Annotated in this window: 18 protein-coding genes and 1 pseudogene; 7 read left to right on the top strand and 12 right to left on the bottom strand. The window is 48.0% G+C overall.

Features of this window, described 5'->3' with window-relative positions; genetic code table 11:
• Nucleotides 1-8: 8 nt before the first annotated feature.
• Both dnaN and dnaA read right to left on the bottom strand, forming a co-directional pair.
• Nucleotides 9-1,109: a DNA polymerase III subunit beta gene (dnaN, locus tag B3007_RS00220; protein WP_068435452.1), complete on the bottom strand. Its 1,101-nt coding sequence runs from the start codon at nt 1,107-1,109 to the stop codon at nt 9-11.
• Nucleotides 1,110-1,146: 37 nt separating this feature from the next.
• Entirely contained in the window at nt 1,147-2,685 is a 1,539-nt protein-coding gene (dnaA, locus tag B3007_RS00215) for a chromosomal replication initiator protein DnaA (protein WP_301377770.1), read from the bottom strand.
• A 551-nt stretch (nt 2,686-3,236) separates the two neighbouring features.
• On the opposite strand from dnaA, the gene rpmH reads away from it, so the two are divergent.
• From rpmH to B3007_RS00185, 6 genes are all read left to right on the top strand, one after another.
• On the top strand, nt 3,237-3,371 hold the full coding sequence (gene rpmH / locus B3007_RS00210; RefSeq protein ID WP_068435451.1) for a 50S ribosomal protein L34: 135 nt from the start codon (nt 3,237-3,239) through the stop codon (nt 3,369-3,371).
• 30 nt (nt 3,372-3,401) lie between these two features.
• Nucleotides 3,402-3,791 carry a ribonuclease P protein component gene (gene rnpA / locus B3007_RS00205; RefSeq protein ID WP_273091328.1) on the top strand — a complete coding sequence of 130 codons (390 nt, stop codon included), beginning with the start codon at nt 3,402-3,404 and terminating at the stop codon, nt 3,789-3,791.
• Nucleotides 3,751-4,053, top strand: coding sequence for a membrane protein insertion efficiency factor YidD (gene yidD, locus B3007_RS00200; protein WP_076514369.1), 303 nt, complete (start codon nt 3,751-3,753; stop codon nt 4,051-4,053). The genes rnpA and yidD overlap by 41 nt, the downstream gene beginning before the upstream one ends.
• Before the next feature lie 2 nt (nt 4,054-4,055).
• A complete protein-coding gene (yidC, locus tag B3007_RS00195) occupies nt 4,056-5,723 on the top strand; it encodes a membrane protein insertase YidC (protein ID WP_301377768.1) in 1,668 nt (555 codons plus the stop codon).
• Nucleotides 5,724-5,856: 133 nt separating this feature from the next.
• Entirely contained in the window at nt 5,857-7,260 is a 1,404-nt protein-coding gene (gene mnmE, locus B3007_RS00190; RefSeq protein ID WP_301377766.1) for a tRNA uridine-5-carboxymethylaminomethyl(34) synthesis GTPase MnmE, read from the top strand.
• Nucleotides 7,261-7,281: 21 nt separating this feature from the next.
• Nucleotides 7,282-8,043, top strand: a complete 762-nt coding sequence (locus B3007_RS00185; protein WP_301377765.1) for an HNH endonuclease — start codon at nt 7,282-7,284, stop codon at nt 8,041-8,043.
• A gap of 145 nt (nt 8,044-8,188) precedes the next feature.
• Here the strand turns inward: B3007_RS00185 and B3007_RS00180 are convergent, their stop codons facing one another.
• From B3007_RS00180 to B3007_RS00150, 8 genes and pseudogenes are all read right to left on the bottom strand, one after another.
• Nucleotides 8,189-8,485 carry a hypothetical protein gene (locus B3007_RS00180; protein WP_301377763.1) on the bottom strand — a complete coding sequence of 99 codons (297 nt, stop codon included), beginning with the start codon at nt 8,483-8,485 and terminating at the stop codon, nt 8,189-8,191.
• Nucleotides 8,486-8,522: 37 nt separating this feature from the next.
• Nucleotides 8,523-8,765: a hypothetical protein gene (locus B3007_RS00175; protein WP_301377762.1), complete on the bottom strand. Its 243-nt coding sequence runs from the start codon at nt 8,763-8,765 to the stop codon at nt 8,523-8,525.
• A gap of 44 nt (nt 8,766-8,809) precedes the next feature.
• Nucleotides 8,810-9,949: an ADP-ribosylglycohydrolase family protein gene (locus tag B3007_RS00170; RefSeq protein ID WP_301377760.1), complete on the bottom strand. Its 1,140-nt coding sequence runs from the start codon at nt 9,947-9,949 to the stop codon at nt 8,810-8,812.
• Nucleotides 9,950-9,981: 32 nt separating this feature from the next.
• Nucleotides 9,982-10,533: a hypothetical protein gene (locus B3007_RS00165; protein WP_301377759.1), complete on the bottom strand. Its 552-nt coding sequence runs from the start codon at nt 10,531-10,533 to the stop codon at nt 9,982-9,984.
• A 125-nt stretch (nt 10,534-10,658) separates the two neighbouring features.
• Nucleotides 10,659-10,988: a hypothetical protein gene (locus B3007_RS00160; protein WP_301377757.1), complete on the bottom strand. Its 330-nt coding sequence runs from the start codon at nt 10,986-10,988 to the stop codon at nt 10,659-10,661.
• Between the two features lie 43 nt (nt 10,989-11,031).
• Nucleotides 11,032-11,223, bottom strand: a pseudogene (locus B3007_RS15595) (DNA/RNA non-specific endonuclease); the annotation flags it as partial.
• Between the two features lie 252 nt (nt 11,224-11,475).
• Nucleotides 11,476-11,820, bottom strand: coding sequence for an immunity protein YezG family protein (locus tag B3007_RS00155; protein WP_301377755.1), 345 nt, complete (start codon nt 11,818-11,820; stop codon nt 11,476-11,478).
• Nucleotides 11,821-11,823: 3 nt separating this feature from the next.
• Nucleotides 11,824-12,360 carry a DNA/RNA non-specific endonuclease gene (locus tag B3007_RS00150; protein WP_301377754.1) on the bottom strand — a complete coding sequence of 179 codons (537 nt, stop codon included), beginning with the start codon at nt 12,358-12,360 and terminating at the stop codon, nt 11,824-11,826.
• A gap of 86 nt (nt 12,361-12,446) precedes the next feature.
• Here B3007_RS00150 and B3007_RS00145 point away from each other — a divergent pair, with 86 nt between their 5' ends.
• Nucleotides 12,447-13,454, top strand: coding sequence for a transposase (locus B3007_RS00145; protein WP_301377751.1), 1,008 nt, complete (start codon nt 12,447-12,449; stop codon nt 13,452-13,454).
• A 295-nt stretch (nt 13,455-13,749) separates the two neighbouring features.
• Here the strand turns inward: B3007_RS00145 and B3007_RS00140 are convergent, their stop codons facing one another.
• A complete protein-coding gene (locus tag B3007_RS00140) occupies nt 13,750-14,199 on the bottom strand; it encodes a hypothetical protein (RefSeq protein WP_301377750.1) in 450 nt (149 codons plus the stop codon).
• Nucleotides 14,150-18,967, bottom strand: coding sequence for a M35 family metallo-endopeptidase (locus B3007_RS00135; RefSeq protein WP_301377749.1), 4,818 nt, complete (start codon nt 18,965-18,967; stop codon nt 14,150-14,152). Before B3007_RS00135 ends, B3007_RS00140 begins: the two co-directional genes overlap by 50 nt.
• Nucleotides 18,968-19,068 lie beyond the last annotated feature (101 nt).

Genomic DNA, 19,068 nt, shown 5'->3' with positions numbered 1-19,068 from the left:
GCCTGAGACTACAGACGCATCGGCATAACAACGTACATAGCGTCAGAGCTGTCTGGCTCTTCAATCAATGCGCTGCTGTTTGCATCCGACAGTGTGAACTTAACCTGTTCGGTTGAAATAACGCCAAGAACATCCTGAAGGTAAGAAACGTTGAAGCCGATCTCAAGCGCATCGCCCTGATACTCAACCGCTGTCGTCTCTTCGGCTTCTTCCTGCTCTGGGTTATTCGCGAATACCTGAAGCGTATCGGTACCCAGCACCAGGCGAACACCACGATACTTTTCATTAGAAAGAATCGCAGTACGGTTAAACACCTGACGCAGATCTGTACGATCAGCCAGAACCACGTTATTACCGCCCTTAGGAATCACACGGCTGTAATCCGGGAACTTACCGTCGACCAGTTTCGAAGTGAAGGTAAACTCTTCAGTCTGAGCACGCAGATGGTTGGCACTCAGCGACAGGCTTACGCTGGCTTCTGGATCAGTCAGCAGTTTCGCCATCTCCAGAACACCTTTACGCGGCAGAATGATCTGACGTGTTTCAGACAGACCAGAGACTTCTGTAACACAGGTCGCCAGACGGTGGCCGTCGGTAGCAACAGCGCGCAGACTGTCAGCGGTAACTTCCATCAGCATACCGTTCAGGTAGTAACGAACGTCCTGCTGCGCCATGGCAAAGCTTGAGCGATCAATAATATGACGCAGGCTGGCTTGTGGCAGAGAGAAAGACTGCTCGTCGGCAATCGCATCCACGTTCGGGAATTCCGTCGCAGGCAGAGTAGAAAGCGTGAAGCGCGAACGACCTGAGCGAACATTAACGCGCGCTTCATCCTGTTCGATCTCAATCTGAGCGCCATCCGGCAGAGAGCGACAGATATCCATCAGCTTTTTCGCTGGAACCGTAATCGAACCTTCCTGGCCGACTTCATCAAGAGTGACCCGGCCTACCAGCTCAACTTCAAGGTCGGTACCTGTGAGCGACAGCTGCTGACCTTCAATTTCAAGCAGTACGTTTGAAAGTACTGGCAGAGTCTGACGCTTTTCTACAACACCTGCTACCAATTGCAGTGGGCGCAGAAGGGCTTCCCTGGATATTACGAATTTCATGGTTCTCCACTCGGTCCGGAGCCTGAGCTAACAGGCGTTAGGTTGTCAGTAAGCGCAGCAGGTTCTTATAATCTTCCCGCACATCAGCACTGGATTCCTGCAATTCTTTAATCTTGCGGCACGCATGCAAGACCGTTGTATGGTCCCGGCCGCCAAACAATTCGCCTATCTCAGGCAAACTGTGATTTGTCAGTTCTTTGCTCAATGCCATGGCGACCTGACGAGGTCGCGCGATCGAGCGTGTACGGCGCTTAGATAATAAATCAGACATCTTGATTTTGTAATACTCTGCGACCGTACGTTGAATATTTTCAATGCTGACCTGTTTATCCTGGAGCGCTAACAAGTCTTTCAGCGACTCCTTAATAAAAGGTAGAGTGATTTCACTGCCAGTGAACTGAGCATTTGCAGCGACACGCTTCAGTGCCCCTTCCAGCTCACGCACATTAGAACGAATTTTCTGAGCAATAAAGAAAGCAGCATCATCCGGAAGATTCATCCCTGTCTGCTCGGCCTTCTTCATCAGAATCGCCACACGCGTTTCAAGTTCAGGTGGTTCAACCGCTACCGTCAGACCCCAGCCGAAACGTGACTTCAGACGTTCTTCCAGACCCGCGATCTCTTTCGGATACCGATCACAGGTCAGAATCATCTGCTGACCACCTTCTAATAAGGCATTAAAGGTATGGAAGAACTCTTCCTGCGAGCGCTCTTTGCCTGCAAAGAACTGAATATCATCAATCAGCAAGGCATCGAGGCTACGGTAAAAACGCTTAAATTCGTTAATCGCACCCAACTGGAGTGCTTTCACCATATCCTGAACAAAACGCTCTGAGTGCACGTAAAGTACACGGGCGTTCTTGTTCTTGGTTTGTAAGTAGTTACCAACCGCGTGCATCAAGTGGGTCTTACCCAGACCAACACCACCATATATAAAGAGTGGGTTGTACGAGCCACCAGGATTATCAGACACCTGCTTCGCAGCGGCATGCGCCAGCTGGTTCGACTTACCTTCTACAAAGGTATCGAAAGTGAAGTTCTGATTAAGAAAGCTCTGATGCTGCAAGCCACCTTCAACCTGCACCTTTCTTTTAGGTGGCGGAGTCGGTGCAACCGGCGCGGGCTCAGTTACCGGATCAACCACCGCAAGTTCAGCAGCTGACGGGCCAGGATCTTCAGCAAACGCCATAGGTTCAGCACTGTAAGAGCCGCCCAATGGCGCAGTTTCTATCTTAGATGCGGGTTCTCGCGGCGCGGCAAAGCTCATCGTATCGTCTTTTATAGAACGAGGCTCTGGGCGAGGCGGCGGTGTCGTCGGACGCTGAAACATAGGACGGGACTCACCCGCGACTATATTAACGTGCGTGAGCAAGCCGCCATTAAGATCTGAGATGATTTCCTGAATACGTTGAAGGTACTTATCTCTTACCCAGTCTTTTACAAACCGGTTAGGCGCACTCAGGACGAGCTGTCCATTATCAGCGCTGGCGGTCAGAGGACGAATCCATGTGTTGTATTGCTGTGCGGGTAACTCGTGCTGCAGATACCCCAGGCAGTCTTCCCACAAACCCGTCACATGCACCTCTGAATCCTGACGTCGAAATGAATAGCTATAAAGAAGACGGACATACTACCCGAGGAAGTGCTGGTTATCCACAGAAATACGTCATTCTGATGAACAAAGTTACCACCTGACCTGTGGATAAGTCTCTTAACAGCTTGTCTTTTAAGGGGTGAATGAAATTGTGAACAACTCGCGATCCGGTCATCACTGTGTATAACCCATGGTTTCGTCCACCAGATGAACCCAACTTCCGGACAGTCTTTACCTCGTTTATCCGCAGACTTATTTCTAGTCTAATCCATTGAAAATAATAGAGTTTTTTGAGTTATCAACAGAATTAAGCGCTCGTTTTAATAATAACTTCAGATTTCTTCTCTTCTTCATCAAACATCATCAGTACTTAAAACATAAATATTCATCAGAATGACCGGTCTTCACGTTTTTCAGAAAGTTCATAAACAAAGCGATCTCAGCGTTGCGTTAAGTGTTTCTTTTGCATACAATTCCCGGCCCTAAAAATTGCCCTGATTATCTGGGCCTGTTCACACTGACTGGGTGATGATATGAAACGTACATTTCAACCAAGCGTACTGAAGCGCAAGCGTACTCATGGTTTCCGTGCCCGCATGGCAACCAAAAACGGCCGTCAGGTTCTGGCACGTCGTCGCGCTAAAGGCCGTCACAGCCTCGCTGCTTAATTGCTGTAACTTATCTGCGCAGAGAGAAGTATGCCGGACCATTGCTTCCGTAAAGACTTACGGCTGCTGAGACCGGCAGAATTCAAACGTGTTTTCGATAACACAGCTCTGCGCGGTAGCACGCCTCACCTTCTGGTACTGGCTGCTCCCAACGAACTGAACCGACCTCGTGTCGGTTTTGTTCTGGCGAAAAAACAGCTCAAGCTAGCGGTAGATCGCAACCGGGTTAAACGCCTGGTACGCGAATCTTTCCGACAGCATCAGCATGATCTCGCCAGCCATGACTTTGTCATTTTGGCACGTTCGGGAATCGTTCAGCTGGACAATCAGCAGATTCGTGAGATGATCGACAGCCTCTGGTTCAGACTGAAGAAACCCCATGGCAAACACCAAGGCAGAAAACGCAAACCGCGGCGTTAATCCTGTAGCCAGGATAGCCCTGACGCTGATTTCTGTATATCGGTATGCCATCAGTCCGATGCTTCCCAGTCGTTGTCGATACTACCCCACTTGTTCCTCATACGCTGAAGAAGCCATCCGTCGTTACGGAATCCTTCGTGGAGGCTGGTTAGCACTTCGTCGTATTGGCCGTTGTCACCCATGGGGTGGTCACGGTGTCGATCTGGTACCAGATCTGGAAACACACACTCATTCAACTCATTGTTGCCAACGGAAACCCTGATCATGGATATCCGCCGTTTAGTCATTTATGCAGGACTTGCGATCTCCTCTTATATGCTGATTCTTGCCTGGAATCAGGATTACGGAACTGAGAACGTTACGACCCCAGTTGCTGAAACCAGCAACGAATCAGCACCAGATTTTGGTTCTGATACCCCAGACACTTCCGATGCCGTAGATGCAGACGTACCGGATGTCAGTGATCAACCAGCGGTCAGCGCAGCTGATATGCCTGAAGTTGCCCCACCGACGGGTGACGTCATCACAGTGCAGACCGATGTTCTCAACGTAGAGATCAATCCTAAGGGCGGTCAGGTTGTTTCGGTTCGTTTACCTCAGTATTCAAAGTCGATTAAACAAAAAGACGTTCCATTTACCTTGCTTGAAAACAGCAACAGTCGTCTCTTTATCGCACAAAGCGGCCTGGTTGGACGTGACGGCATCGACAAAAACAACGGTGCGCTGTACAGCACGGAAAATACTGAATACACGCTGAACGAAGGCGAAGACACACTCGAAGTTGTGCTGACTCACCAGTCTGAAAAAGCGTACGTAGAAAAAATCTTCACCTTCACGCGCGGTGAATACCTGATGGATGTGCGCTACAAAGTACGCAACATCTCGCAGGAGCCATGGCAGGGTGCGTTTTATGCACAGCTGAAGCGCGACGGTTCTGATGACCCTTCTCAGTCAAGCAGCATGGGTATGCAGGCGTATCTGGGTGCCGCATTGACCACCAGTGAAGAGCGTTACCAGAAAGTAGGTTTTGATGACCTCGAAGAAGGCAAATTCAAAAGTGTTGAAGAAGGTGGCTGGGCTGCCATTCTGCAACACTACTTCGTATCTGCGTGGATTCCTGCACAGGATCAGCAGCACACCTACAACGGTCGTTACGTGAAAGGAAACTACATCTTTGGTTTCTACGATAACTCCGTTAGCGTGGCTCCGGGTGAAACCGCGACCATGGGTGCTCAGCTCTATACAGGCCCTAAGATTCAGGATCGTCTGGAAGAAATCGCACCAAACCTGAGCCTGGTGATCGACTACGGCATCCTCTGGTGGGTAGCGCAGCCGCTGTTCTGGTTGCTGGATAACATCCACGACTTCGTTGGTAACTGGGGTGTTGCCATTATCCTGCTGACTGTTCTGATTAAACTTGTGTTCTTCAAGCTGTCGGCGATGTCGTACCGTTCAATGGCGAATATGCGCAAAGTTGCACCGAAAATGGCGGAAATCAAAGAGCGCTACGGTGATAACCGCGAGAAACTTGGTCAGGAGATGATGAAGCTCTACAAGACCGAGAAGATCAATCCACTCAGTGGTTGTTTGCCGATCCTGGTTCAGATGCCAGTATTCATCGCGCTGTATTGGGTGCTGATGGAATCGGTAGAACTGCGTCAGGCGCCTTTCTTCCTCTGGATTGAAGACTTGTCGATCAAAGATCCGCTGTTCATCCTGCCATTACTGATGGGCGCATCTATGTTCATCCAGTTCAAGCTGAACCCAACACCGCCAGACCCGATGCAGGCGCGTGTTATGCAGCTGATGCCAGTGATCTTCACAGTATTCTTCCTGTGGTTCCCTGCAGGTCTGGTACTGTACTGGGTAGTGAACAACGTACTCTCGATTGCACAGCAGTACGTCATTACCAAACAGATTGAGAAGAGCTGACGCTCTGACCAATCTTAAAAAGGCGCTGCGGCGCCTTTTTTGTTGCCTTAAAATGGGCGCATTTACACACGACACTCCGATGTCATGATGGTCTTAGAGAGATAAGGACTATCAAGAAACAAAAGGCCAGACCATGACCCAGGTACACCAGGACACCATTACAGCCATCGCAACTGCCCCGGGGCGCGGCGGTGTCGGCATTATTCGCGTGTCAGGTGAAAAGGCCAGGTATGTGGCAAGCGCCATTCTGGGTTATGAACCAAAACCCCGTTACGCACATTACGGACCCTTTAAGGCCGCTGATGGCACTGTGCTTGATGAAGGTATCGCCCTCTTCTTCCCGAATCCGAATTCCTTTACTGGCGAAGATGTGCTCGAACTTCAGGGCCACGGTGGGCCTGTGGTGCTCGATCTGCTCTTGAAGGAAGTCGTGGCACTTGGGTGTCGGATGGCCCGCCCCGGCGAATTTTCAGAGCGCGCTTTCTTAAACGATAAACTGGATCTGGCTCAGGCTGAAGCCATCGCCGACCTGATCGACTCAGCGTCTGAGCAAGCGGCACGTTGTGCGCTGCGCTCTATGCAGGGTGAATTCTCAAAGAAAGTACATGAACTGCTCGATCAACTGATACACCTGCGGATGTATACCGAAGCCGCGATCGATTTCCCTGAAGAAGAAATCGACTTTCTCAGTGATGGCAAAGTCGAAGCCATGCTTACTGACGTCGAACAGGCGTTAGAAAAAGTACTGCGCGAGGCAAATCAGGGTGCCATTCTTCGTGAAGGCATGAACGTCGTGATCGCTGGGCGCCCGAACGCTGGTAAATCTTCTCTGCTGAATGCATTGGCTGGCCAGGAACGCGCCATCGTGACCGACATCGCTGGTACCACCCGCGATGTACTGAAAGAACATATCCATATCGACGGTATGCCGCTGCACATCATCGACACCGCAGGTTTGCGTGATGCACCCGATGAAGTTGAACGCATAGGTATTCAGCGTGCCTGGGACGAGATCAGCAAGGCGGATCGCATTCTGCTGATGATCGACTCAACCACAGACGAAACCGACCCTGAGAAGCTCCTGCACGCCCTCTACGATGAACGCGGACTCGAACAGCAGACTGATGACCTGCTCGCCAGCGGACGCGTTACCGTGATCCGCAACAAAGCCGATCTCTCGACTGAGAACATTGGCCTGGATACGACCGAAGGCTCAAACGCCAACTATCCAACCATCACGCTTTCTGCAAAACAGAACGCCGGCGTAGATACCTTGCGCGAACACCTCAAAGACGTGATGGGCTACAACGCAGCCAACGAAGGTGGCTTTCTTGCCCGCCGTCGCCACATCGACGCCCTTAATCGCGCCAAAGACGCCCTAGCCTACGGTCGCCAGCAACTTGAAGGTATGGGCGCAGGCGAACTGCTCGCTGAAGATCTGCGCATGGCCCAGAATGCGCTGAATGAAATCACTGGCGCGTTTACCGCTGATGATTTGTTGGGTGAGATTTTTGGAAGCTTCTGTATTGGGAAGTGATTAGGAATAGGATCAAGGAAGATGAGAAAAAACTGGACAGATAGCGATCAAATCCTAGCGTTGAATCTGTATCACATGCTTCCCTTCGGTAGGCTTAGTGAAACGACTGCAGAGATAAAGGCATTAGCAGCCCAAATGGATAGGACTCCGGGGTCTGTTTCTATGAAGCTTTGTAACTTCGCAAGCCTTGACCCTGTAATCTATGAGTCTGGTCGTAAAGGCTTGTCCAATGTTTCTAAAAAAGATCGAGAAATTTGGGCTTGGCATATAGAAAACCCGAAAGAATTTCAGGAAAAATCTCAGAAATTACTGGATGAAATTTCTGACGAGGATGTTCTAAGTTCGGATGATATTAAAACTCAAAATAGAGCAACAAAAACCGAACGAAAATCAGTTGTTAAAATTCGAATTGGACAATCTATTTTTAGAAAAATGGTTCTCGAAAATTATCAAGGTAAGTGCTGTTTTTCTGGTGTAGATATTCCACAGTTACTTGTTGCAAGTCACATTGTTCCGTGGGCTGATCGTGAAGATATACGTCTAAATCCGCGAAATGGGTTATGTCTTTCATCTATCCATGATCGAGCCTTTGATCAAGGCTTTTGGACCCTCTCCGACCACGGTGAAATCTTGATTTGCGATTTCTTGAAGAAAAGTGGCTCGACCTTTGTTATGGAGAAATTCCTAGAATATGAAGGCCGTTCTTTGTCTCTACCCAAAGAGCACTACCCCGATGTGGAGTTCATTCAGCATCACCGAAAAGAGATATTTCAAAGCTCTTAACCTTAAAGTTCTCTTTAAGGTTAAGGTCATTTCATCTACCAGAACCGAGGTGATCGAAATGAACTTATTTACCGAACTCAAGTTGCCAAATGGCAGTGCTATTCCTAACCGTATCGCGAAAGCCGCTATGTAGAATACTGCCGTATCACGAAGTCGTATGAAGTTTGATGAGAAGTTGCGACACCTGATAAAGCTTGTCTTGAAGTATCAGTTCTTCTGGTGAGGCAAGATTACGAGAAGCGATGATGCCGAAGTTGAAGGGTCGACCTTCTAGCTTCTCAGCAGGATCTATCCCATTTCTTGCGTGGAGAATTATAAAATCAAGCTGTTTAAGGACCGATAGAGCCCATGGAAAACTTTCTTTATCGCGAAGGTAATTTTTAAGCTCATCGACGGCGAACTGTGCAGAAATATGGATGGCCTGGTGATGCTTTGAAGTCATAAAAATCTACTACATAAGATGCAGAAAGCTAATTTCATTAGGATTGCGGGGAGAAGTACTTTCCGCCGTTCTCAGTGATTAAGAGTATGCCAATGTTCTCCGGTGTCATTTTTTGAAGCTCACTAAACTCTATTTCAAATACAGAGAAGTTCTTGAAATTGACTCTGCTTGGTTCAGTAGATGCAGTAATACAAAATTCATCTTTTCCTTTCGCCTTGGTCAGAACTGGAGAAAAAGTACTCTCATCTTGATTCACTATATAAACAGTAAAATTTTCCATGTCATCTGCTCAACTACTTCTATACTTCCCAGTTACTAGATAGCTTAAGAGCTGATCTTTATTAGCTCATCAGCCTTCATGTAGAAAAAATAATTATGTTTTACTTTAGAAACCCAGCGCTGAGGTATTCCCTGTTCACCATAATATGCCCCACCAATCTGACCAAATATTGCACCTGTTGTATCGGCATCTTCACCAAGGTTGACAGCTTTTAGCAGGCCTTCCTCAAAAGTGTCCGTTGTTGAAAAGGCCCATAAAACTGCTTCAAGCGAGTGCATGACATACCCAGACCCGCGAACCTCTGATGCTGATTTATATTTATAATTTTCGTTGCGGATAAGATCAGCCACGGAGTCGCACAAAGGCTTTTTATCCCAATAACCGGGAACAGGAGTATAAAGGTCATCCAGCAATTCATCTTTAGATGCACCATTGAGTGCTCCCCATATTAATCCTCCAAAGTAGCGGCAGGCATCTACCGCCTCAGTAGCACGATGGGTAGTTAAAGAGCTCTTTCCTGAATAATATACAGCTTCTTCAAAGTTGCTATGAAAGAAGACGGGGATCGGAGCCAGTCGCATAAGAGAACCATTTCCTGCACTGTAGGGGTCGTCAGGGCCAGCTTCTGGATTACCTGTTTGTTGATATTCCTGTAACGCAGACTGGACCGTCATGCCGATATCAAAGCAGCTGGCTGTAACGCTAAATGCGCCTTCTTTCCACCATTTTACATACAAATCAATCTGATCTTTTAGATCAAACGTACCCTTTCGCGTCAGGCTGTGTGCGAGACATAGCATCATACTGGAGTCGTCAGTCCATTCGCCAGATTTTAATTTGAAGGGGCCTCCGCCAGTAATTTCGGTAACTGGTTCAAAGGTACCTGGTGTAGAAAATTCAATAGTTGTGCCGAGAGCATCCCCGACGGCTGTACCAATCAGAGCACCACGTGCACGATCAGAAATAGAGTGCTTAAGTGAACTGCCGGGGAGGTTATTTAGACGATTTTCATCGATTAGGCCTCGGTCAAACCCCTTTCTGGCGTTAATATAAGTTTGAATTTCAGTGACTTCGGGCTCGACAGCAACGCCAGACATTTTTTCTGAGCTGTTGGGAAACCAAAGGCCTTGGCTAGCGAGGTTTGATATCTTTAAAGAAAATTCTTGGATACTTTTATTATTCATAGCAAGCCAAACCAAAATAGAATTGATGTTACCTAGCCGGAAAAAATTTTTCCATTATATATACAGATAAACCTACCCGGCTGAAATTCTCCGAGAGAGAATATGTATAAATTTTCTTCTTCATTTGGAGCAAAGTAATATAGATCGGTACCCTTTTTGGTCCCTCTGTATAGTGTTTCATTATCGAAGGACATTACTCGGCCCCCTACAACCACTGTAACATCGTCAGGTCTAAATTTCACTAGCCTAGAGAGAGGAGCAAGAGAACTAGGAGATATTTTCAATGAATCTGAAATATTCATCTTGTAATTTTCTGAAAAAAATTCCTGTTCTGAACCGTCAAATAACTTCTGGTTAGATTTCGTATATGACTGACTCATTTTATTACCGTCTGGAGTTAGCTGTTGAGTATCAATATCGTCAAAGTCCAAGTACTCTTCATCACCATTCAAAAAATAACTCACTGAAAATGAAATTACATCTTCTGCAGGCCTCTCAATATCAACAACTGCTTCATCCCAATCATTGTGAATGGCATTGACAATATTTTTTGCTATCGAAAGATATAAATCGTCAATAGACATACTTATTTAACCTACAGGCTGATTTTTAAAGTTGGTAAGATTTGGCCTGCCTGTTCCTATGCGATATATAACTTCGAACGATGATGGTCGGGAAGCGAAAAATGAAACATTTTTCCCGACTTTACTCAGGAGTTGGCTTCTATTTCATCAGCTAAGCTCTGATCCCACTCAAAGTCTGTAGTAAAATCTCCAGATGGCATTAGTGTGAATTTTGCTCGGTTCCATTTGTTATTTGGATTTTCTTGAGTGATGTCGTAGATTTCTTCAAAAAGATCAAATGCTTCATCTGCAACTTCAAACGATTGTGATTCATTGTTTTTTATGAATTCGCCTTCGAAGCTTCCATAGTCTCCCAGAAACTCAACGTCTATACAGGCCTGATCCCAGTTTTCATCAATTTGGTCAGAAATTCCTTTAGCTATTTCTAGGCAAATGTCATCGATTGTTCTACTCATAACTATCCACCAGGTTTATTTTTAAATATCTTCTTCGAGGTTTTCACATCGATTGTTTCTCTAACAATGAAATTATCTGGCCTTTTGCTTCCGTCAGTATAAACTGCTTTTTGGACTTATAGGCACCACGATTGAGATTTGATTTCTGAGGAAATAGGTTCTTTTCGCCTTGGTCTGACATGAACCTATGACCAACAATATGGCCACCATCATCATCTGCCAAGCGAGCTGCAGCACCTTCAGAACCCTGAGCCTTTCTTTATACCGGTGAGAGTTTGCCTGAGTGCACAGTCTAACTTAGCTTCAAAAAGTCTGCGCTTTTCTTCATCTAAATAGGTTTGGTACCAGCGATGTCATCGTACTTCCATGCGGCGCGAAGTGTTCTGGAGAAGTGGTGCATTCTTACGAATGTGTTGGCGAGGTCGCTGAGTGAGTAGATGAGATAACCGGGAGAGAGGGCAAAACGAAGTATTTTGCCCGAATTTACTCAGGAGTTGGCTTCGACTTCATCAGCTATGCTCTGATCCCACTCAAAGTCTATAGTGAAATCTCCGGATGGCATCAGCGTGTATTTTGCTCGGTTCCAGTTACTTTTATCATTTTGCGTCGTGATAGAGTGTATCTCATGGAAGTCTGAAAATATTCGACGATCAAAATTTCTGAATTTAAAAGTATGGAACTCATTAGAATTATCGATAAATCCACCTTTAACACCGATTGCATCTTCTGCATCACGTTCCACATTTAAGGTAGCTTCCTTCCAGTCATCCGGAACATTCCCTAAAATATTATCTGCTATGCTTAGATATAGCTCATCAATTGATTTTGTCATATTCTATATTCCCCCATGAGAATTTGTGAAAGATTTAGCATACTCTTCGCCATCGATTTCGTAAAATATATCGAATGCTTCAGGTCTTTTTGATCCATTCTCATATACAATGTTAATTTCAACTTCAACAACTTCAGGAGGGTCTGCCTTTAAAGCATCTGCCCACTGATTCTCCATCCGCTTCCACGCACCTTTGTTTAGATTGCCATCCATTGCAGCATAATTAACCTGCTCGCCAGGGCCGTTGAATATGGATGCAATCAGGTGGCCACCCTCATCCTTGTCGAGGCCATCTTTAATTCCCGCAGTTTTGCCAGCCTTCCCTTGTTGGTACTTATTTCGATCACGCTTAGTTAAGTCCAGTTTACCGCTGACTTTAGTTACACGGCCTTCGCTATCTGTTTCATACAGATATTCACCAACTTTGTATTTATGGTTCGGTTTTAGTTCACCATTGAGCGCTTTATTCCAGCTACCTTTTTCTCCGGGTTCTAGTTCCGTTGTATTGTCGGGTGTTTTTGCGGGTTCAGGCTTACTCACCTCTCCCGTCTCAGCCCCATGCGCATCGGTTTTCTTAGAGTCTTGGACAGTCGTCCTAAGAGTCTAAGAAGAATGCCTGATTTTCTATGCCAAAGCCAAGGAAGCAGCTGGTTTCTATGGAAGCTACGCCCTACTACCACTGTGTTGCCCGTTGCGTACGCCGCGCATTTCTATGCGGAACCGACTCTGAAGGACGCTCATTCGAGCATCGTCGTGGTTGGATTGAGAAACTCATCCTGGATCAGTCACAAATTTTCTGTATTGATATCGCCGCTTATGCAGTGATGTCGAACCACTTCCATGTGATTCTCCATGTCAGCCAACAGCGCGCCAGAAGCCTAACCAGCCTGGAGGTCGTTCAACGCTGGCACCAGCTATATCAAGGAACGTTACTGTCAAAGAAATTCGAGCGAGGCGAAGACCTGTCGGCATCACAGCAAGCCATACTGGATGAACGTATTGATGAATGGCGAGAACGCCTGATGAGTATCAGCTGGTTCATGCGACGCTTGAACGAAACGGTAGCTAGGCTTGCCAACGAAGAAGATCAGTGTACCGGCCATTTCTGGGAAGGCCGGTTTAAGTCTCAAGCGTTACTGGATGAAAAGGCGCTAGCGGCCTGCATGGCCTATGTCGATCTGAATCCCGTACGTGCTGCGATGGCTAAAACTCCGGAAGAATCAGAGCACACTTCTGTTAAAAAACGCGCTCAGAAAGCGAAAGAAACCTATTCACCAAATCACCTCAAACAGCAAGCATATGGATTACTTCCCTTTGCTGGGAACCCTCGCCAAGACATGCCTGAAGGTATACAGATGCGTCTGACAGACTACCTGGAGCTCGTAGACTGGACAGGACGACAGATCAGAGAAAATAAACGAGGATCAATCTCTGAGGCTGAACCGGCAATCATGGATCGCTTGGGTATTGATGCTGAACACTGGCTATACATCACCCAAAACTTCGAATCGGAGTTCAAAGGTATTGTAGGTGCCGCGCACGAAGTAAAATCAAAACTCAGCCAATTCTGGGATGATCAGCGGGAGCGAAGGCGGGCTGCTGGCATTGCCGCCTGTAAATTGCGCCTTTCCTGAAGTAACTCCTCACAACGTAAGATCATCAGAGAACTCTGGGACATTCACTCGCTTCCAATTCGCGATTTCTGCCTAATAAGACACAAAAATTTTCCAGCAGGCTAGCTGTCCACAACCTTTTTTCTATCGGTAAGTTTTACGCCTCGGAAACCAGCTACTCTCTCTAACCGTGACTGTCTTAGTAGTAGTCTTACTAGTAGTAAGCGGGATAATCAGGGGGATGTAGGTGCCAGGGCCGAATCATCCCTTGACACCGCGTGATCGTCTATATATGTCCAATGGAGTGGTCACTAACTCAAAGATCATGATTTCTAAGATCAACCGAAATAGTATTTGATATCAAATGCTCGAGTTCATTAGCTATCGGATTAAAATTAAATCCATCGTACTTCACAGACACAATTCGACCATCAGGAATGAGGAAGTTTTTTGATAAATCTAGACTTGATCTAAAGCTTTCATTCGGACCGATTTCCACGTAACCATCAGGGTAATCTGAGGCAACCATCTTAAATTTTCTAACTCTCTGTATGACACTTTCGCCAGATGTAACCTCCAGACAATCGGTTCGGTATTTCCCATCAACAAAAGCGAGGTTCTTATCCAAAAAGTAGGTAGAACTCCCTACATTATGGTAATTAATATCAAGCAACCCCGTAATCGAATTGTATTCAATATCAATACGCATAGAAACCTCACTCACCTCTGCTATCGCTTTCAATGAAATACTGATAATTGTCAGCATTATCAAGAGCCTTATCAGAACTCTGATCTGCCAATCTGATTGCGCCCACTTGGCCATAAACATGATCATCGGTTCCTCCGACATCGTTGAAATGAGATATTTCATGCGCCAAAGTACCAGCTGTCGAATCATAACCAGAAACTGGAGCATGCCCAAACTCTTGCCCAAGATATATTTTCGAATTGTCATTTGGATAAACATAAGCATACAAACCAGGTTCATCCTCTCCGGGTTCAGCTCTTAAAAAGTTATCTAGAGTTAACTTATCAGCTTTCTCTTTAGTCTTTTTAAGCCTTTCTGCAATCAAGTCTCTTGCTTCATCACTGTCTGTTCCAAACCATGTTTTAAAGTTTGATTTAGCTTTATCATCCCATGCAGTTAAGCTTTCTATCTTTCGATCAATCAAAGTTTTCAATTTTGCGATCGAGTCAAGAATCTTTTTATTTGCTCGTTCTGCAGTTAGCCCTGTTATTTTAGAGTCACAATCTTCCTTACAACTCAACCCCAACGGATCCACCCAAGTAACCGGGTTCGGCACATACAGGTAGTTATTATCCCCACCCAATAACCCAATCGGGTCCTGGTTTATAAACCGGCCGCATTCCGGGTCGTAGTAACGGTGGCGGTTGTAGTGCAGGCCACTTTCTTCGTCGTAGTACTGCCCCTGGAATCTGAGATTGTTCTCGACCTGCTGAACAGCGGCAAGCGCTAACGAGCCGTAGGCTTTGTATTGTGCGGTCCAGACCAGTTCGCCATTGGCGTTGGTGATTTCCTGTGGTGTGCCCAGGTGGTCAAGGTGGTAGTGGTTGATCTCACTGCCTTGAACAAACGCCAGTGGCTTAAAGGTGCCCGGCTCGAAAACGTACACCTTGCTGTTGCCTTGCTGCTCAGCGGTGATGCCTGCCGGTTGTTCGCTCAGGAGTACGTCGTCATTCCAGTAGAATTCAGTACCGCCGATGACGTTGCCTGATTCGTCTTTATTTACCTTACGGATACGGCGGCCCAGTGCGTCGTACTGATATTCAGTAATGCGCATGGTGTCGCCAATGGTTTTAGCGACGCCGGTTAGTCGGTTCTGATAATCGTAGCGGTAACGCGTGGTCTGGCGTCCGTCTTTACCACGGCGTTCTTCAACGCGGTTACCCTGGTCGTCGTAGCTATAATGACGGTCGCCCTGGAAGTTAAGGCGGTTACCGGTGACTTGCCCGCTGCGGCTCTGGCCATTTACTTCGTCCGGTGAGCCAAGCAGGTTGCCCGCAGGATCATGTACAAATTGTTCTGGCTGCGGGCCGCTGACCTGTATCAGGCGATCTATCTGGTCGTAATGATATTGGGTGCTGCCGCGCAGTTGGTCGTCGATCTGGCTGATCTGCCCTGCTGCACTGTAGTGGTAGCTACGTTTGTTCAGTGGTTGCTGGTGACCGTCGGTGGCACCGGCTTTCATCAGGGTCTGCTGTTGTAAACGCCCCTGCGGATCAAAACTCTGAGTTTGCTGTAAGCCATTACCTAACTGACGCAGCGCTTCGCGGCCCGCATCGTCGTGAGTGAAGCTTGCGATCAGCTGGTCGTTCCAGTGAACCGATGCGGTCTGACCTAACGGATTAAAGCCGTAATGGATGGCATCACCACCCGGCAATTGCGTCGCACTGCGACGACCGGAGCTGTCGTAATTATGAATCAGCTCGTGCTTGTCCTGCATCGCACTGATCACCTGCCCCGTCGGGCTGTAGGCCCAGCTAAGCTGGCGGTGCGGATTATTGGCACTGAGCAGTCGGCCTACCGGGTCGTAATCGTATTCGGCAATCAGTTGATTTACAGCCTGACCACGGCCCAGTTCCTGCCATTGAGACAGCAATTTACCTTCGGCATCACGACGGTAGGCAATACGGGTTACCGGCAGAATTTCGCTGTTTATGTAGCGGTATTCTTCGCTCTGAATCAGATGGCCCGCAATATCGTACTGGTAGCGCTGTACCCGGCCGTCGAAGCCAATTTCTTCAATCAGGCGCTCGTTGCCATCGTATTTCAGCTGGTAACGTTCGCCATTTTCGTTGGTTAAACCAACAAGGTTCCGCTCAGCATCGTAGTGGTAATTAAACGCCTGGCCACTGGCGTCTACACGACGGCTGACCTGAGATAGCCAGTCGTATTCGTAGCGGGTGGTTCGACCCGTATGATCTGACACAGCCGCGAGCTGGCCGTGTGGTGTGTACTGGTAATTGGTCTGGCTGCCGTCGCTGTTAGTTACCGCAATGCACTGACCTGCATCGTTATATTCAAAGTTCTGCGATTGCTGGTTCGGGTAAACCACCCGCGTAACCTGTCCACGTTCGTTGTAGGAGTAACGGGTATGCGAACCCAATGGATTGCGCACGGCAGTAATACGGCGGTGGTTATCCCAGACATAACTGGTTTTGTTGCCGTCAGCATCTGTGACACCCGCAAGAAGCCCTTCTGGGGTGTAATCCATTCGCACGGAGCGCCCGGCTGGATCAGCGGTACTGATCAGACGGCCTTGCGCGTCGTATTTACGCTGCCATGTTGCTCCGGTCGGATCTTTGGCTTCGATTAATTGGCCAGTACCATTAACGCGGAAATTCTGCGTGTAACCCAGTTTATTGGTGTGACTGATCAGGTGACCATTGTGGTTGTACTGGAACAGCTCTGTGTTGCCGGCCGGATCAGTCAGTTTGATCAGGTTACCGCTGCGGTCGTATTCGTAACGTGTTTCGTCGCCTTCTGGCTGACGAATCCAGACAGGCAGACCCAAGCGGTTAAATTTGTAAGAAAGGCGGCCACCACGGGAGTCGGTCGCATGGCTGGTGCGGTTATCCAGATCCCACTCGAATTTATAGTCGTAGACGTGCTCGCCATTAATTTTGTCGCCCCAGTTACGCAGGCAGCGTGCATCCGGACCGATATGCGTCCATTCGAAGTAATAACTGAAGCCAGACTTAAGCGTACGCTGTTGAATCAGGTGCTGCTCGTAGCGGAAGTGCTGGGTATGCCCCATTTCATCAAATGAGGTAATCAGATCTGAGCTTTCATTAAACTCATAGGCAACCTGACGGCTCACATATTGTGGGCGGCTTTCAGGGCGGAATACGCGATCTACGGCCGTTACATGACCTTTGTTATCGTGAGTCAGCTGTAACTCTTCGCCTTCAGAGGTCGTGATGCGCTTAACCAGATTATTCTGGTATTCAAAATTCACCTGATGGCCGCTGTTATCCGTCCAGCGCGTCATACGATAGGTAGCGCGCGCAGCGCCTGAGGAAAAATGGTATGTAATGCCCTGGCCGTTGGCATTGGCCACCTGATATTCATCTTCTGCTGTGCGGGTCAGGATTAACTTTTCAGTTCTGTTGCGACAACTGCCGCCGACATTTACCGGGTTGAAATTAATAGATCGACCCTGGTCATCGAAGTACTGAATATCCTGTTGGCCTACAAATAAGCGGCGATTTAATGGTGAGCTCCAGCCATAGCCGAGGCCATTATTCTGTTTGAGATTGCTGCTGCGGTAGACACGTTTCCAGGTGAAAGGAATCGGGCCTGCCATTTCGAAGTCGACCAGTTCCAGTAATTCTTCACCATTAACCATGCTGATCGGACAACCATTGGTGCAGGTTTTACTGGCTTCAGTGTGACTTGCGCCTTCGGCATCCGGGGATGACTTAGCCGCTTCGGCATCAGCGTGGCTGCTATTTCCGCTTTCCGCCCCATGCGCATCGGTCTTCTTCACCGAACCATCGACGGATTCCAGCTTGCCTGGGCCGGTGTTCTTTCCATTGAACGCTTTTTTATGGTTCTTAATGCGTTTGGTTGCTTTCGCAAAATCAGCTAACAGGTCACCGACTTTGTTGAACTTACGCACCAGGTGCATCTTGCTGCCAACGGCGGCAACCACACCTGCACCACCGGTGACGGCAGCAACGATGATGGTCAGGATTAATTCAAAGGCGCCGGAGCCTGCGACTTCGGTGATTTCGATAGCGTGTTGGGCTTCGGCGTAGTCTTTGACGAAGCGATATAAAATGTCGCGCAGGGCTTCGTCGTTGAGCACCAGATCGGTCATGGCGATGGCTTCGTCGATCTGTTGCTGGGTGATCTGGCTTGGGTCGAAGCCGATGGCTTCAACGAGTTCGCGTTTTTCGCCGCTCAGATAAGTTTCGGCGTAGGTATCTGCGAAGTCATCTGACTCCCATGCGGCACGAAGTGCTTTGGCATGGTGTTCCATTTTCTTAAATGGGTTGATGACGTCGCTGAGCTCTTTTACCTGTACTGCGAGGCCCCAGGCGGATGAGCCGATGCCAGTCATGAAGGCGCCTGTGTAGATCAGGCCTTTCATTACGGTGGATTCTTTATCCATCTGGCGCTGGTGCATGGCGGCTTCACGGCGTTCGCCTTCGACGATCTGACGCAGGGCGTTTTCTATCTGCACACGCAGGAATGGACGATCATCGGGTACTTCGTCGTCGACTGCGCGAGCGGTATCGATTTTTTCGAGCGTCAGGTAGTTGGCCGCGATGGCTTTGGTCAGCGCTTGCCGCGGGCATGACGGACGGTCATCCAACTTTGACAGTACGTCAAAATAGAAGTGATTAAAGCTGTCGTCGATATTGCTTGTGCTGAAGTGGCCAAGCAGACGTTCGGCATCAAAGTTGCCACCCGTGCAGAGGTTCTCTGGGTGGTACAGACCGGGGCCTGAGCCGCGTCGGAGTCGGTAACGGTTGCCCTGAAGGTCTTCTAGTTCGAAATCGGCCATGACGCTGGGATATCCATACTTCCATGTGAGGTGCCGGGTTCTGGCCCGGTTGCAGCGAGTCTAAAACGGGTGTCTGGTAAAGGCAAATAAGGTAAGACATT

This window comes from Thalassolituus sp. UBA675, assembly GCF_002297765.1.
Taxonomy (GTDB): Bacteria; Pseudomonadota; Gammaproteobacteria; order Pseudomonadales; family Oceanobacteraceae; genus Thalassolituus.
Note: the sequence above shows the minus strand (reverse complement) of the source record. Positions and strands in the feature narration are given on the sequence as shown.